The sequence below is a fragment of the Thermogemmatispora sp. genome (assembly GCF_042408735.1).
In the GTDB taxonomy this organism is placed as follows: domain Bacteria; phylum Chloroflexota; class Ktedonobacteria; order Ktedonobacterales; family Ktedonobacteraceae; genus Thermogemmatispora.
This window is the reverse complement of record NZ_JBHOQV010000163.1, coordinates 40,681-56,158: the sequence shown is the minus strand read 5'-3', so window position 1 is coordinate 56,158 and position 15,478 is coordinate 40,681. Positions and strand designations below refer to the sequence as shown.

Annotated in this window: 15 protein-coding genes; 4 read left to right on the top strand and 11 right to left on the bottom strand. The window is 61.7% G+C overall.

The window, feature by feature from the left end:
- Positions 1 to 152: 152 nt before the first annotated feature.
- Entirely contained in the window at positions 153 to 584 is a 432-nt protein-coding gene (locus ACFMO7_RS18440) for a MaoC/PaaZ C-terminal domain-containing protein (protein WP_376796957.1), read from the bottom strand.
- Positions 585 to 1,050: 466 nt separating this feature from the next.
- Positions 1,051 to 1,536 (bottom strand): hypothetical protein, encoded by a 486-nt coding sequence (locus ACFMO7_RS18435; protein WP_376796956.1) that lies wholly within the window; start codon positions 1,534 to 1,536, stop codon positions 1,051 to 1,053.
- Positions 1,537 to 1,954: 418 nt separating this feature from the next.
- Between ACFMO7_RS18435 and ACFMO7_RS18430 the strand changes: the two genes are divergently transcribed.
- From ACFMO7_RS18430 to ACFMO7_RS18420, 3 genes are all read left to right on the top strand, one after another.
- Positions 1,955 to 2,992: a thiamine pyrophosphate-dependent dehydrogenase E1 component subunit alpha gene (locus ACFMO7_RS18430; RefSeq protein WP_376796955.1), complete on the top strand. Its 1,038-nt coding sequence runs from the start codon at positions 1,955 to 1,957 to the stop codon at positions 2,990 to 2,992.
- A complete protein-coding gene (locus ACFMO7_RS18425) occupies positions 2,989 to 4,005 on the top strand; it encodes an alpha-ketoacid dehydrogenase subunit beta (RefSeq protein ID WP_376796954.1) in 1,017 nt (338 codons plus the stop codon). The genes ACFMO7_RS18430 and ACFMO7_RS18425 overlap by 4 nt, the downstream gene beginning before the upstream one ends.
- Before the next feature lie 497 nt (positions 4,006 to 4,502).
- Positions 4,503 to 5,270, top strand: a complete 768-nt coding sequence (locus tag ACFMO7_RS18420; protein WP_376796953.1) for a hypothetical protein — start codon at positions 4,503 to 4,505, stop codon at positions 5,268 to 5,270.
- A 56-nt stretch (positions 5,271 to 5,326) separates the two neighbouring features.
- On the opposite strand, the gene ccsB is transcribed toward ACFMO7_RS18420, so the two are convergent.
- The 4 genes from ccsB to ACFMO7_RS18400 all read right to left on the bottom strand — a co-directional run bounded on the left by ccsB (position 5,327) and on the right by ACFMO7_RS18400 (position 8,996).
- Positions 5,327 to 6,403 carry a c-type cytochrome biogenesis protein CcsB gene (ccsB, locus tag ACFMO7_RS18415; protein ID WP_376796952.1) on the bottom strand — a complete coding sequence of 359 codons (1,077 nt, stop codon included), beginning with the start codon at positions 6,401 to 6,403 and terminating at the stop codon, positions 5,327 to 5,329.
- Between the two features lie 247 nt (positions 6,404 to 6,650).
- Positions 6,651 to 7,214 (bottom strand): PadR family transcriptional regulator, encoded by a 564-nt coding sequence (locus ACFMO7_RS18410; RefSeq protein ID WP_376796951.1) that lies wholly within the window; start codon positions 7,212 to 7,214, stop codon positions 6,651 to 6,653.
- A gap of 212 nt (positions 7,215 to 7,426) precedes the next feature.
- On the bottom strand, positions 7,427 to 8,176 hold the full coding sequence (locus tag ACFMO7_RS18405; protein ID WP_376796950.1) for a DedA family protein: 750 nt from the start codon (positions 8,174 to 8,176) through the stop codon (positions 7,427 to 7,429).
- Positions 8,157 to 8,996: a YjbE family putative metal transport protein gene (locus ACFMO7_RS18400; protein WP_376796949.1), complete on the bottom strand. Its 840-nt coding sequence runs from the start codon at positions 8,994 to 8,996 to the stop codon at positions 8,157 to 8,159. Before ACFMO7_RS18400 ends, ACFMO7_RS18405 begins: the two co-directional genes overlap by 20 nt.
- Positions 8,997 to 9,456: 460 nt before the next feature.
- Here ACFMO7_RS18400 and ACFMO7_RS18395 point away from each other — a divergent pair, with 460 nt between their 5' ends.
- Positions 9,457 to 10,365: a hypothetical protein gene (locus ACFMO7_RS18395; protein WP_376796948.1), complete on the top strand. Its 909-nt coding sequence runs from the start codon at positions 9,457 to 9,459 to the stop codon at positions 10,363 to 10,365.
- 325 nt (positions 10,366 to 10,690) lie between these two features.
- Here ACFMO7_RS18395 and murJ read toward each other — a convergent pair whose 3' ends face one another.
- From murJ to ACFMO7_RS18370, 5 genes are all read right to left on the bottom strand, one after another.
- Positions 10,691 to 12,463: a murein biosynthesis integral membrane protein MurJ gene (gene murJ, locus ACFMO7_RS18390; RefSeq protein ID WP_376796947.1), complete on the bottom strand. Its 1,773-nt coding sequence runs from the start codon at positions 12,461 to 12,463 to the stop codon at positions 10,691 to 10,693.
- Between the two features lie 203 nt (positions 12,464 to 12,666).
- Entirely contained in the window at positions 12,667 to 13,287 is a 621-nt protein-coding gene (locus ACFMO7_RS18385) for an adenylyltransferase/cytidyltransferase family protein (RefSeq protein ID WP_376796946.1), read from the bottom strand.
- A complete protein-coding gene (locus ACFMO7_RS18380; protein WP_376796945.1) occupies positions 13,280 to 14,308 on the bottom strand; it encodes a bifunctional heptose 7-phosphate kinase/heptose 1-phosphate adenyltransferase in 1,029 nt (342 codons plus the stop codon). The genes ACFMO7_RS18385 and ACFMO7_RS18380 overlap by 8 nt, the downstream gene beginning before the upstream one ends.
- A complete protein-coding gene (locus tag ACFMO7_RS18375; RefSeq protein ID WP_376796944.1) occupies positions 14,305 to 15,120 on the bottom strand; it encodes a WecB/TagA/CpsF family glycosyltransferase in 816 nt (271 codons plus the stop codon). Before ACFMO7_RS18375 ends, ACFMO7_RS18380 begins: the two co-directional genes overlap by 4 nt.
- A gap of 56 nt (positions 15,121 to 15,176) precedes the next feature.
- Positions 15,177 to 15,467, bottom strand: coding sequence for a DUF503 domain-containing protein (locus ACFMO7_RS18370; RefSeq protein ID WP_376796943.1), 291 nt, complete (start codon positions 15,465 to 15,467; stop codon positions 15,177 to 15,179).
- Positions 15,468 to 15,478: the final 11 nt, after the last annotated feature.

The window sequence follows — 15,478 nt, the reverse complement described above, 5'->3', positions numbered from 1 at the left end:
GGTCCTCATAGACCAGGGCCTCGTAGGTGCCAAAGCGCTGGCAGTTGTAGATCGCCAGGTCGTACTGAAGCCGCAGGTCAGCGATGTCCCTGATGTTCCTGGCTTCGACCATGCGCAAACCTCCTTGTTAGTCGACCGATGCGGTCACTGACTCAGGCGGACGGCAGAGAGACAACGGCTTCTCCGCTGGTCACTCGCTCGCCGCGCTGGTTCTCTGCCCAACACTCGATGGTGACCTGCTCTCGCCCATCAGGCTCGCGGCTGCGGGCGGTCACCTGGCCACGGCAGGTCAGGACGTCGCCCGGACGCACCATGCTGGCAAAGCGAACCTTGAGACGGGTCAGCAAGGCATCGGGATAAGCGGCGATCTGCTGCTCAATGAACTGGCCGAGGAACGCCATGCTGAGCATGCCATGAGCGATGACGCCATCTAGCCCAACGCGACGGGCCGCCTCGTCGTCTAGATGAATCGGATTGTAATCGCCTGAAGCCTCAGCATAGCGGCGGAGCTGTTCGCGGGTAATCGGCGGCTTCACCAGCGGGGGAAGTTCTGTGCCGATAGCTGCCTCGACAATGCTACTCATAGCCTGCCTTTCGTTACACTGGGGAGAGTGGCCTCTCTCTCTTCCTCCCTCCAGGGTGATCCTCTTCAATCCTCCCTGGCACTGGCCGGAGAGCGCTCACTCACACTGATTGACGCCCTTGCGCAAGCCGTGACGCTTGCGCTCGCAGCTTGACAGCGAAGACATGCGGCAGCGGCAGCAACCGCTCTCGTTAAAGACTGTAACATGATCAGCTCGCTTAGACAAGGGGCTGCACGCTGGCTATCCATCTGTGAATCCTGCTTTTGTATGTAGCAGCAGGCACCAGGAGAGGGGGGCGGGTGAATAGGAATGGGTCGTCGGCTGACCGGCTGGCTGGCCGGTCCGCTCGCTGATCCAAGGGGAAGCGAACGCCGCAGCCGTCCCCCTTGTCTTCTGCGAGCCTCGGGTATCTTCGACAGAAGAAACTAGATGAGCTGTCCGGTACGCCGCCCGAGACCGAGCCGGCTTACCAGGGCAAGAGCTGGTTGCGCCACTCGCTCGGCTGCTCCTCGATGACCGCCGGCTGCCATCCTGGCTCTCCGTAAAGAATATCCCCCTTCCAGTTGGGATTCTTGCGGCAGAAATGATAGCGAATGCGCCAGCGCTGGTTGACCCGCTGCTTCTCGTGATAGGCCGTCTCTACTCCTAGGTGAAAGCTGAGCAGGCGGGCATAGTAAGGCTGTAGACGATACTCCAGGTCGTCGGTATCAAGGTTATGCTCCGTGAAAGTGAGCTGCAGCGTGAAGACGTAGGGATAGCTGAACACCTCTGGAGCACGATCTTCTTCTTCAAGATAATGAATTAATACGAGCATTCCCAACATTTCGAACTGGTAGTAGAGGGTATCGCGGGCGGGCTGCCGCTTGGAAGGAGGTAAGGAAAGGAGCGTGCCAATCTCGCTGGCCAGTTGATGCAAGGATTTCTCTGTTCGGATGAAGACCTGGAAAGACATACAGATACTCCTTACAGGGGCGGAGATCCGAGGACAGTCGTGCCATTTTGAGTAGCCCTCTTTCTGACTGAGAGTGCTATAAGCCTCATCTTACTGCTCATGAGAGGGCCTGTCAATCTTCATCAAGCTGGTTGCTGCCTTGCCTTGACAGCCTCGCCGGGGATCGGGTAGAGTTGAAGCAGACGAGAAGACAAGCAGAGCTGAGCTAGGTGACCTGCTCACGGGCTTCGTGATCTGCCCAGACAGAGCGGGCACCAGTCATGAGCTGGGGCAGGTCCTGGCCTTCTCTCCTGCGTCAAGGTGGTCCTGCCAGGCGTTCATCCTCACCTCGGGCCTTCTTCTTCCCAAGCCGGAAGCGGCTCGGCGAATCTCTTGTAGCGCTAGCGCCTTTTAGCCAGCCAGTCAGAAGGAGGTGGCCATGATCAAGCCTGAACCCAGCCTGCAGGACCTGCAGTATCTTCTTGCGCAGGCCGGGCTGGACGCGGACCAGTTACTCCGGGCCTATCGGCAGCTCTGCCTGATTCGCTCCTTCGAGAACCTCATTGCCGACCGCTACTACATCGGCAAGGCGCCTGAGTTCAACATGGCCGCTGGGCCGATCCGGGGAGAGATGCATCTCGCCGTCGGCCAGGAAGCGGTAGCGGTAGGCGTTTGCTCTCTGCTGGAAGAGAGCGACGCGGTTGTCAGCACCCATCGGCCTCACCATCATGCCCTGGCCAAGGGAGTTGAGCCAGGGAAGCTGGCAGCGGAAATCTTTGGCAAGGCCAGCGGTCTCTGTGGTGGCAAGGGGGGCCATATGCACCTCTTCGACACGAGCAGGCATTTCGCCTGCAGCGGCATTGTCGGCGCCTCCTTTCCCCAGGCGGCGGGGGCGGCCTTTGCCTTCCGCAGGCTTGGTCAGCGCAACGTGGCTGTCGCCTTTGCCGGCGAGGGAGCAGCCAATCATGGGACATTTGCCGAGACGTTGAACGTTGCCAGCCTCTTCCAATTACCTCTGGTGGTGGTTATCGAGGACAATTTCTACGCCGACTCCACTCCAAAGTGGGCGGCCCTCGCTACGGTTCATCACTTTCAGCGAGCCTTGAGCTTCAATGTCCCCTCGTATGTCGTTGATGGCATGGATGTCATCGATGTTTACCGGGTGGCGAAGCTCGTCATCGAGCATGCGCGCGCTGGCATGGGGCCAGCCCTCATCGAGGCGGTCTGCTATCGCTATCGCGGCCACTTTGAAGGTGATGCCGAAGAGTACCGCACGCGCGAGGAGGTGGAGCGCTGGCAGGCTCTCGATCCGATTGGGCGCCTGGGCGAGCGCCTCAAGAGGCTTGGTTGGGCTGATGAGGCGACGCTGAGCCACCTGCGAGAGGAGGCTCAGCGCGAGGCGGAGGCGGCCATTCAGTTTGCGGAGAGCAGTCCATTGCCGGAGCCGCAAGAGGCTCTGATGGGGGTCTTCCGATGAGAAAGCTCAGGGGTTTAGCCTTTGCTATTGCTGAGGCCATTGATCAGGAGATGGCTCATAACGAGCGCCTCGTGGTCCTGGGAGAGGACGTCACCTACTGGGGGGCCGTCTTCGGCTTTACGATGGGCCTCTTCCCGAAGTATGGACGTGAGCGCGTGGTTGACACGCCTATCACGGAGCAGACCTTTATGGGAATGGCCGTGGGAGCGGCCTCGGTCGGACTCCATCCCGTGGTCTCTCTAATGTTCGTCGACTTCTGTGGGGCCGGCTTCGACCAGATGTTTAACCACATGGCTAAAAACCATTACATGTCTGGGGGACAGTTGCCGATGCCGGTGACGGTCATCACTGCCATCGGTGGCGGCTACGGCGATGCCGCCCAGCATTCTCAGGTCCTCTATGGTCTCTTTGCTCACCTGCCGGGCTTCAAAATTGTCGTGCCTGCCACAGCCTATGATGCCAAGGGCCTGACGGTCCGGGCCCTGGCGGATGAGAATCCGGTGATCATCTTCGGGCACAAGCTACTGACGGGCCTTCCCTTCTTACCCTTCGAGGGCGAGGAGGAAGAGGTCCCCGAAGAGCGTTACACCGTCGAGTTCGGCCAGGCCGCTGTTCGCCGGCAAGGTACGGACCTGACCATTCTTGCCGCCGGCCTGATGGTGCCTCGCAGCTTGAAGGCTGCCGAACGGCTAGCGCAAGAGGGCATCTCGGCGGAAGTGATTGACCTGCGGACCCTGGTTCCCCTGGACGAGACTACGCTGGTCGCCTCGGCCCGCAAGACTGGTCGAGTGCTGATTGTTGATGAGGACTACATGAGCTATGGGCTGAGTGGCGAACTGGCCTTTCGTATTCAGGCCGGCGCCTTTGGCGCTCTCAAGGCCCCCATCCAGCGACTGGCCGTGCCCGATGTACCGATTCCTTTCTCGGAGCCACTGGAGAGGACCGTTATCCCCAGCGTCGAGCGCATCTATGAAGCGGCCCGCAGCCTCGTTGGCGTCCGCGCGATGGCTTAAAAGGTAGGTGAGGTGCAGCTCCCTCTCGCTCTTGCGCGAGGCAGTGCCTGGGTAGGGTAGGGCTGGCCGGCCTGAGCGGATCGGCTCCGGTTCAGCCCTATCCCTCGTCAGGGGACAGCGAGCCTTGCACCCCTTACTCCCTCCTGCTATACTAGGCAAAAGCCAGCGGGCAGGTTCCACCCGGCTGCATCAGCAGGGGTGAGTGAGGGGTCGACAGCAAGGCAAGAGAGGCAGTGGCCGCTGCGGTGGGCTGGCCTATGCTGCGGAGATGGCTGCGTTGTGGTGGGCCGTCTCTCTCTGCTGTTGCCAGGGCTGATGCTAGCCCACGAGAGAGCGGCCTTGTTGAGTCCCCGCGTCGCTTGCCGTCTTGATGGCGCGCAGCTCGCTCTCCCCTCTGCTCGGACGGAGAGGGGAAAAGGAGAGGAGACGAGTCGTCAACGGGCGGGCCAGTCGACGAGGGAAACTGCATAGCAAACGAGTAAAGAGCAACGAATCCTATGGCTGCAAGACGTAAACCCGGCCTGCCAGCTCTTCCACCTGTGCAGGCCGGTCCTATTCTGCATGCCACGCCGCTGGTAGAGCGCTGGTTTTGGCACTACTGGCAGCGGTTAGAGCTACCAGATGACGAGCTGGCGCTATTGGCACTAACCCAGGATCGACGTGAGTATCAGCGCTGGACTGGCAAACGTCTCAACTTCATGGTGCTCGGCTGCTACTGCTACGTGCAGCTTGCGGGGAAAGTGGCTTCTTCCCTGGCCGATCGGGCTGGCCGCAGACCTGGCCAGGCGGAGGGAGGGCGAGGCAGCCCCACGCTGCCACTGCCAGGTTTTGGCGAGGGGCCGCCGTCCCGCCTTGTGACCGTGCCGGGCGAGGCGCCGCGCCATCGACACTGCATTTTCATCGAGCCGGACATGCAGCCGCGCTCTATCGAGGTCACCGTAGCTCATGAGCTGATCCACCTCGCTGACCGCGTACGCGGCACTCCACGACGCCACCGCCATCATGGCTATGATTCCATCGCCGCTGACGAGGCGGCCATCACTGGCTATGATCTGGAAGAGCTACGACAGCTCCTCCATGAAGAAAGCGCCCGCCGCGAACAACTCCGACGGGCGCGAGCGCCTCTGCGCTATATCTATGTCTGCCCTAACTGTGGCAAGGAATACCCACGTGCGCGCCGCTACAGTCGCCCTGTCTCGTGCAGCCTCTGCGACAAGACCTATAACCCCCGCTATCGGCTGCTGCTGGCGCGCGAGCTACTTTGAGAGCTGCGCCGCGCCGAGCGAGCTGTGCGGCTGGCTGCCAGCGGGAAAAAGCTGGTCTACTTGGCGTAGCTGTGTAGGCTTGGCACCAGGAAGCTCACGCCGTAGTAGGTGAAGAGCGTGGCGGCGAAGCCTATGACCAGTAGCCAGCCGATGCGTTGACCACGCCAGCCGCGGATGCCGCGCGCGTGCAGATAGACAGCGTAGATCAGCCAGGTGATCAGGGCTGAGGTCTCCTTGGGGTCCCAGCTCCAGAAGTGGCCCCAGGCGTAGTTCGCCCAGTAGGCGCCCAGGATCAGATTGAGGGCCAGCAAGGGGAAGCCAATGATGACCGCTTTGTAGCCCAGCTCATCGGCGGCCTCCGCGGAAGGCAGCCAGGCGATGCGCTGGCCACTGCCGCCCTGGAGCAGGATAATCAGACCCGTCCCAAAGGCCACGCTGAAGAGGGCATAAGCGAAGATGGCCATCGAGACGTGCAGCGTCAGAATGGGCTGGTCCTGCAGGGCCGGGATCAGCTGGCTGGAACCTGTGATCAGGTTATAGGTGGTTCCCACGTAGATCGCGATGACCAGCGTCACTACCGAAAGCAGACAGACGTAGAGGCCCCAGGCGCGCACTCGCTCGTGAAAGCGCGCCTCGAAGAGCAGATAGCTGAGCAGCAAGGCCGCCGTAAAGCTGACGCTGAACTCGAAGAGATTGCTCCAGGGAGCGTGGCCCGTCACAAGCGTGCGTAGCACCTGCGAAAGAATCAGGGTCAGCGTTGCGAACCAGCCAACTGTCGTGCCGATCCGTCCGATGGCGATCAAACTACGATTCAGGGGGATTGGCTTCTCTCCGTCGGGCTGCTCGTTGAGAATAACTTCGCTGCGCACCAGGGTCGCTACGCCTCCCTCGCCACTCGCTGAAACAGCCGCCGCCTGCTTGTTGCCGCGGGCCAGCTTTCCCTGGCGCCGCTGGCCTTGCTCTTGACTGGCGACCTGCCTGGCCAGGCGCGCGGTGCCGATCGTATACCACAGATAGGCTACCGTCATGACGCCGATCATACAGAGGCCAGTAGTGAAAAGATACTTCGACAGGGTTGCCAGCCCCTGCAGAGCCGCCGTACTGCTACTGGCCGTCACCATAAAAAGCTGCATCGCTAACCTCGTTAATCATGTCATATCAGGACTGCCAGGCTGCTTCTATTCTTCTTGCTTTCCACACCTTGCGCGCATCAAAGGCGCGCAAGGAGAGAGATCGATCGAAGGCTTGGATCTGGTTATTAAAGAATAGTAGCATAGCGGGGAAGGGGCGTCAAATGAGAGAAGAGAGCGCAGGCGGTGGGGCAGTCTCGTGTCTATTATCCTGATGATCAGGTCGCTAAAGAGGGGCCGGTCCCTCTGGCTAGGGCCTGCTGCTCACAAGGCTGCAGTCATGTTGCAGCTCCTGAAGCCAGGCGATGAGCGCGCGCGTCTGATGGAGGCGGCTGCGCAAGACGACGCGCTCAAAGAAGGTCAGATCCTGTACAGGGGCGCGCTGCTCCTGATGGGCTTGCAGCTCTTCCAGATGCTCTAGGAAGGCCTGGCAAGCGGCGATCTGGCGCTCGATCAGCGAGGGCAGCTCGTCGGGAAGAACGTGGCGGATAAAGTAGAGCTTCAATAAGAAGAGAATGCGAATATCGCGCGGGCGCTCAACTGGCTCCGTCAGCCAGTGCCGAAAGTAGTCCCTGCCAGCATCGGTCAGATGAAAAACCTTGCGCGGTGGACGCGAGCCTTGCGGCTCCAGCTCCGCAACGATATAGTTGAGCCGCTCCAGCTTTTTGAGAAAGGCATACATCTGGCTCATCTCCAGGTGGACGATCTGGCCCAGCGTACCGCCCTGGAAGTGCTGGAACATCTCATAGCCATGCATGGGGCGCGCCTCCAGTAGCCCCAGAATGGCATATTCAGCAGGCTCGCTGACGTGCATACGCCGCTCCTCTTGTGCAACAAACCGGTTCCTGGCTGGCGCGGTCTGTGCTCCCATTATAATCTACGCGCGGAGAGGCGACAAGCGGTTGCGGCTGGCTGATCCGACAGAGCCAGCGAGCGCAGCCGGATCCCGGCCACGGACGGCTCCCAGGACAGGAGCGGAGAGCAAGAACTGCACAGGACCTGACGCTGAATTGCGAGCTTTCTATCTTAGGCACCTGGGCGCGCGCGCTCGCTGGTAGCAGGGTCGCTCTGGTGCTGGCTTAGGGCAAGCCCCATCTCAGGGATGGGGCGCGAAGCTGACCGCGGGCCTCGCCGCCTGGAGCGCGAGCGCGAACGACTCAGGCGCCAGGCCATCCAGCCCAGGGCGATGCCCAGCACCACCAGGGAGGCGGCCCAGCCGCTCCCCTGCAGCAGGCGACTCAGCAGCGCGTACTCGCCGGCCAGCAAGTAGCCGAGGAGGCAGTAGAGGCCACTCCATAAGCCGGCGGCCAGCAGCTCCCAGAGCAAAAAGCGTTGGTAACGCATAGCCAGCATGCCGGCGCTGAGGGCAGTCAGGGAGCGCATGTGACCGACCAGATGGGAGAAGACAATAGCCTTTCCCCCATGACGATGGAGCCAGCGTCGAGCCAGTCGCAGGCGGGCGGCCAGCCGCCAGCGCCGACCGTAGCCCACAGGAAAGCGACGGAAGACGACCCTGGCGAGCAGTAGGCGTCCCATCAGATAATCGCAGTGATAGCCGAGCAGCGTGCCCAGCCAGACGCAGAGAAAAACTCCTCCGATATTGAGCTGGCCACTGCCCGCCAGAAAGGCTGCCAGCAGGGCCAGGGAGCCGCCAGGCAGCAGCAAGCCCAGCAGGGCCGTATTCTCGCAGAAGGCTCCCAGCAGCGCGGCAAGGTAGCCGTACTGCTCATAGAGCTGCTCAAGCTGGTCCAGGACCTTAACGCTGTGCTCGCTCATCTGGCCTTCTCGGCAGAGAGATCTCATCGCGCATGGAACCTGCCGCCGTCGGGCGGGACTCCGGGGGCGTCGCAGAGTGGGAAGAGGAAGAAGCAGCCTGCGGCTGTGGCCGGCGCGCGCGCAGGCGCAGAGCGATGTCGACGGCCAGGATCAGGCCGAGACAAATGGCATAGACCAGGTATTCGCTCCACCAGACCTGCTTCAAGAATGGTCCCAGACGCAGGTCGCTCAGAATCATATGGCCTGCCGTCCAGCCGAGGACCAGGGCCGCCACATCGAGCAGCCAGGGAAGGCGTCCGATCAGCTCCGCGACCAGGGCGCTGCCAAAGAGCAGGATGAGCAAGCTCAGCAATATGCCGGCCGCCAGCAAGAGCAGATTGCCGTGAGCCAAAGCGCCGACAGCGATGACGTTATCCAGGCTCATGGTGGCGTCGGCAATCATAATGGTCAGCAAGGCCCGCCCGAGCGAGTGTCTGCCCTCTTGGGAGAGCGCGCCTGCTCTGGACGAACCGTCGCCTCCGCCTCCAGATGACTGCTGGTTCTCTGGGTGATTGATGCGTTCTACCAGCAGATGAATAGCAATATAGAGAAGGACCGCTCCGCCCAAGGCTTGCAGAAGCGGGAACGTCAGTAGTAAGGTAGCGGCGATCGCGAAGAGGATGCGCAAAACCACGGCTCCCCCGCCGCCGATTACGATCGCCAGCCAGCGCTCTCGCCGCGGTAATCGTGCTGCCGCGGCCCCAATGACCAGGGCGTTATCGCCGCTGAGCACCAGGTCGATCAAGACAATGCCGCCAATAGCCCCAAGGATTTCCAGCACCGTTTCCCTCTTTCCTCTCCTCCTGAGTGATGTCATCCCTCGCGTCCCCCCTTCACCATCCCCCACCTGGCCAGGCTGTCTCTGCTGGGCAGGTCGTCTGAGGCGAAAATCGAATCGACACTGCCAGAGGCCAGTTTGCTCAAGGCGCTCTCGCCTGCGAGGTCTCTAGTGGGAGTACGAGAGAGGCGCTCTTCTAGTTACCAGCAATCCTACTGACAGCGACGCTGAGACACAAGTTACCTGAAAGTAGTGACTCTCTTCCCCTGTAAGCGAGTGCCTCAACTGGCATTTTTAGCAGGTCTATGGTATGCTCTCTAGTACCAGGACAAGCGCAGATAGATGTCAACCTATCACTGCGGCAGAGCATGCAATCACTCCTTGCATCCTTGCAAAGTGCTGTGTTACAATAGCCGCATCTTTGCGTTGCCAGACGAGAACAAAAGTTCTAAGGGGCCTATGCATGGCGAACGGGAGCAGCTACAGACGCAACAGCCAATCAGAGGACCAACCGTTATTATTTGTGCCCCCGCGGCGCAGGGCGACGCGCATCCTGCCCGCAGACGAAGGAGGAGTGACGGAGGCGCCGCGCATGCGGGGGCGGGCCTCCTCCTTGCCAGTCACAACGATTGAATTGCCGGAGAGTCGTCTCCCCGCGGGGACGTTGAGGGCCCAGAGGCACTGGCTTGGGCCGTTTTTGATCTGCCTGGCCGCGGTTGTCCTCGGGCTGCTGGTCATGTTGAGTGCGGTCATCTATGAGCGGGGCACGCATCTCAATCTGGTGACCGTACCCGGTCAGGTCTATCCGGTACAGATTGGCGGTTCCTTCGACGCCTTCAACACCTGGGAGACCAGCACTGGCCCCCTACCACCCAAACAAAGCATTCCCTCCCATCCCGGTCCTTACTCGGTCCTGGGGAAACCGACAATCAGCGCCGACTTCATTAATAAGGTCCTTGCCGCCTATCACTCGCCGGCGGCTGGCAAAGGCAAAGCCCTCTACGATTATGGCGTGCAGTACGGCATCGACCCGGTCTATGCGCTGGCCTTCTTTATGCATGAAAGCACCTTTGGCACCCAGGGGGTAGCGCGTGAGACGAAGTCGCTCGGCAACATCCGCTGTATTCCCACTCGTCCCTGTACCAGTCCTGACGGGCATGGCTTTGCCATTATGTATAGCTGGGAAGATGGCTTCCTCCAGTGGTACAAGCTGATCCGCAATCTCTACGTGGCCCAGTGGGGCCTTGTGACCATCGAGCAGATCATCCCGAAGTATGCTCCGGCTGCCGATCACAATGACGAGAAAGCTTACATTCAGGCCGTTGAGCATGCCGTCGATACCTGGCGGGCCGGCAGCATCTACGTGACCTGAAAGCCCCAGAGCGGCTCTGGCAGCCTGGCCGGCCCGGTGGCCACTCCCGTCCATCGCGTTCTCCTGCTCCGCCACGCCTGGGCAGGGCAGGCTGCCAACCCGGTTTCCGCCCGAGCCGGGCTGAGCTGAGCTGAGCGGACGATTAGCCGCCCGGCTGCCTTTACTGGCGCCTTCCTTTCTTTTCTTTGCTTTGCCCAGGGACCTCCTCACCGCCTGTGCGCCGCGCGAAGCCTTCTCTGACCCGGCTGCGCTCTCTGCCTGCCTGGACCAGGCAGGCTCGGAGAGGAGCAAGCCTGAACTGCTCGCTTGCTAGCCTGGAATGTTCTCATTTTCTGCCCAGTTTGGCCAGCACGGCCCGGGTGAGCAGGTGAATCTCCTCAACCCGCAAGGCCAGGATGCAGGCGAAGTAGACCGCCGCTGCCAGTCCGCCAGCCACGACCACTGTCAGCAGGGCGCCCAGTGTTGTCGCCGGTGAGAAGAAGGGCAGGTGTTCCAGTCCCATCTGCAGCAGCCAGGCAGTAAGGCCCATAACGCTGGCGGCCAGCAGAATCTTGCCCAGGGCGGGGAGAGTCTGGCGCAGCCGTAGAGAGCCGTGCCGCGCCCTCCAGATCAGGAGCAGGATCAGGGCGTGCGAGGAGTTCTGCACCGTATTGGCGAAGGCCAGGGCTGGCATGCCGATTGTGCTGTAGCCCGGCAGAGCAACGGCCAGATAGCCCAGAATCGTGATGAAGCCCACCGTGACCGGCACAACTGTATTTTTGCGCGCGAAGAAGGCGGCCATCAGGAGCTGATCGACGGCCACAAAGGGCAACTGATAGGCGTAGTTCTGCAGGGCTGTGGCCGCCAGGATGGTATCGTGCTGGGTATAGCGACCGTGGCGATAGATCAGATCGCAGATCGGCTGGCGCAGTATGATCAGTCCCAGGGCTGCTGGAATCATCACCATCAGTCCCAGGCGAATACCGGCCATCAGGGTCTCCTTAAACTGCTCCTCCTCGCCAGCGTTGGCCTGAACGGAGAGCAGCGGCAAAATCGAGAAGGCCAAAGCCGAGGCCACCAGTCCAATGGGGAACTGCAGCAGGCGGGTAGCGTTTTGGAGAGCGGTGACGTTGGCGGCTCCGTCACCGGGCGTCAGCGAGGCCAGGTGCAAATCAAAGTTGGCCAGCAGCACGTTGAGGACAAAATAGCTGACGGCCACTGGGGCATAGAGCTTGAGAATGCGCGGAATGCCCGGGTGACGGAGACGAAAGGCGAAAAGATAGCCCAGCTTCTGACGCCGTATCCCCGGTAACAGCAGGAGGATCTCGCCGGCGGCACCCAGCAATACCCCGCAGGCGATACCGTACTGGCCAAAGTGCTGCTCACCGATGATGGCGCCGACGATGACGCCGACGATGATGCCAATGTGGAACGCGGCGGTTGCAAAGGCTGGCCAGCCGAATTCTCGCAGCGTATAGAGAGCGGCTAACAGGACCGAGAAAGGGCCAAGGCCGACGAGCGAGAAAAAGATGATCTGCGAGTAGTGAAGCGTCAGCGTCTTCTCAGCTCCCGTATAGCCCTGGGCGATGAAGTTGACAAAGAAAGGCGCCAGCAGCGCGTAGGCGGTGGCTATCAAGAGCATGAGGAGGGTGACGACGTTCACCAGGGTAAAGACCAGTTGGCGAAACTCCTGGCGTTTCTCGGGCGCCACGTAGTCGCTGAAGGTAGGGATCAGGGCCTTATCGACCGAGCCATTGATGACGAAGTCATAGAAGGTTTGCATGGAGACGCTAGCGGCCAGAAATGGTCCGGCGATGCTCTTGCCGAGGGCCGCGATGACGATCTGGCGCACCATGCCCATGATGCTGCTGCCCAGATTGCCAAGCATAACGAGTGAGGCGCCGCGCGCGACCTGGCCATGGGGGCTGGCTGGGGCTGCCGGCGTGGCTGCGCTCTCGCTCTGCTCTTCTCCTACCTCGACCGGCAGCGGTAGTTCTCTTTCGACGGTCGGTGGGCTTACCATGATCAGCGGCTGCGGCTCAGAGGCGGGCCCCTGGGCTGGTGATTCCTCCGCTTCCGCTTCGGGCTGGGCCGGATGAAGTCCTTCGTAGTCTGCCATAGGCTAGATTGATCCTATCTCCGTGCGATTTAGGGCTTGCCTGTCCGGCTATCGGGCGCCTGGCCATCCTCGCCGCCCCTCGCCGACTCGGCCCGCTCAGTCCAGCCAGCGCAAGAGCGGAAAGCCTCTGGCCGACAGGCCAGGGAGGCCAGATAGACAGGCAGCAAAATAAAAACCAGAAAAAGAAGCAAGAGGGCCGATACTCAAGGCAGACGCTTGATGGCCATGATCAGCTCGGTCGTTGAATGATGGGCCAGGTATGGGAGCAGACGAACGCTGCCGCCATAGGTCTGGACGACCTGGGCTTCTGGCAGGCGGGTAGGATCGGGCGCGTTGCCGCCATGGGCTGCTGTCGAGGGAGCGGCGTAGTCTCCGCCTTTCACGTAGATCGCTGGGCGCAACAACGCTACCAGATGGCAGGCCGTTGGCTCGCCGAAGATGGTCACGTAGTCGACACAAGCCAGGGCCGCCAGAATCTCGGCCCGCTCCTCCTGAGGCACCAAAGGTCGCCCGGGACCTTTCAGGGCCCGCACGCTCTCATCACTATTCAGTCCAACGATCAGGAAATCGCCCAGGGCACGGGCCTCCTGTAGATAGCGCACATGGCCCAGGTGCAGCAGATCGAAGCAGCCATTCGTAAAGACTGCCCGCTCGCCGGCCTGCTGACGCCTGCCTACCAGGGTGGCCAATTGCTCGCGCTCCATGATCTTGGCGCGCGTTGCCAGGGGCCCGGCGAAGCGCTCGGCGGCCTGGGACAGGACTGAGGCGCGCTGGTTCTCCCTCTCGGTTCTCTGCTCGGGTGCTTCTTCGCTATGGTTACTCATGCAGCGCATCCATCAATTCTTCCGGTGTATTGCTGGCGCAGCCGAGACGGCGGACCACCAGGGCTGCGGCCACGTTCGAGAGAAAGGCGGCCTCGGCCATCGTCGCGCCGGCCGTCAGGGCCAGGGTGAAGGTCGCGGCTACTGTATCGCCGGCCCCATTCGTATCAACCACCTCGCTGCTGTGGCGGTTCAGGCGGTAGATCGGAAGGTGCAGCGGTTCCTTGCCAGCCTCAAACAGGCTCATCCCCTCGCTGCCGCGGGTAATCAGGACACCGCGGGCCTGGCTGCCCTCTAGCAGGCGGCGCCCGGCCTCGTTCAGCTCCTCCTCATTGCGAATCGTCGTGCCCAGGGTCGCTTCGGCCTCGGGCTGGTTCGGCGTTAAGGCCGTCACGCCCTGAAAGCGAAAGAGCGAGCCATGCGAGTCCACCACAATGATTTTGCCCAGCTCGCGCGCCAGTGGCAGGCAGGCGGCAATGATATCGGGGCTGATCACCCCGTTTTCGTAATCGGCGACCATGACCGCATCCATCGCGGGGAGCATCCGCTGAATATAAGCGATGATCTGGCTTTTGCAGGGTTCGGCAACCTCCGAGGTATCGACGCGGTCCAGGCGCACGATGTGCTGACGGACCACCTGCGGGCTTCCGGCCAGGATGCGTGTCTTGGTGGAGGTCGGGCGATGGGGGTCAGTGAAGAGGCCCTCCTGATGAATGCCCCAATCGCGAATGGCCTGACGTAAACGGGCGCCGGGGGCATCATCGCCAACCACGCCGGCCAGAAAGACCTCTGCGCCCAGTGCGCGGGCATTGACGGCCACGTTTGTCGCCCCGCCCGGAATAGTACGCTCTTCGCTCAGCTCGAGGATCAAGACCGGCGCCTCGCGCGCGATGCGCGTCGGTCGCCCGATCAAATACTCATCGGCGACCATATCGCCGATGACCAGCACGCGCTTACCGGCGAAGGCCGAAATAAGGGTCCGCAGGCGTTCAAGCCTGCTGGCGCCAAGCTCTTCCTGCATCATGCCTGTGAGTGCCTTCCTCGTCCCTTGAAGATTACCAGCAGTGCAAAGCGGGGCAGCGCCAGCATGCGGCGCCAGCGCCACGGCTCGCGGTAGAGGCGATAGAGCCATTCCAGGCCCAGGCGCTGCCAGGCGTGAGGCGCCCGCTTCTTGTGGCCCGAAAGGAAATCGAGAGCGCCGCCGACTCCTATAGCGACGGCCACTGGCAGGCGCGCCAGATTGCGCCAGATCCATAATTCCTGGGCGGGGGCGCCGTAGGCCACGCAGAGCAGGTCGGCCTGAGCGGCGGCCAGACGCTCAAGAATAGTTTCCTCTTCGGCGGGATCAGGCGAACCGGCGTAAGTGCCGGCGATCTGCAGGCCCGGGAAGCGGCTGCAGAGGCGGGCGGCGGCGGCCTCTGCCACACCGGGGGCGGCGCCCAGCAAATAGAGACGGTAGCCGTGGATGGCACAGCGCTCCGCCAGGGCTGGAATCAGATCGGTCCCCGTGATGCGCTCGGGGGCGGGCTGGCCTAGATAGCGGCTGGCCCAGACCACGCCAATGCCATCGGGCACGTTCAGCGCCGTCTCATCAAGGACCCGGCGAAAGGCCGGATTGCGGCGCGCCTCCATCACAAACTCAGGGTTGACCGTCGCGACCTGACAGCAGGGCAGACGATTGCCGCTGGCGCGCCGGCGGCGAATCCGCTCCTCGATAAAGGTAAGTGCTTCCTCCTGCGTAACGCGATCGATGCGCACGCCAAGCACAGAGACAGAACGAGCGTTCCCCCAGCTCTGGCCAGGCGTGCTCTCCACTTGCTCTACTGATGACATCATGCCTATCTTCACTACTCAGCTTGGTCTGGCGGACCTGGCAGGGGAGGGCATCACCATCACCAGCTCATGACCTCGGTCCTGGCGTCGGTCACGATCACATCGGGGCGGGTCTCCTCGATAAAGCGCCAGACGTGATCGAGTACCTCTTCGGCGTGCTGACTGCTGGTGCTCACGTAAGACAGTCCCAGGTGCGCGATCTGCCAGCGGTCATGTCCATCCACTTCGGCAATCGCTACCTCGAACTGGTTGCGCACGCGCGCCATGATCGATTTCAGAACCTGCCGTTTCGCTTTCAGCGAGTGGCACGACGGCAGATGTAGCGTGATTTCGCAGACTCCCACGACCATGAGGCTAGTAT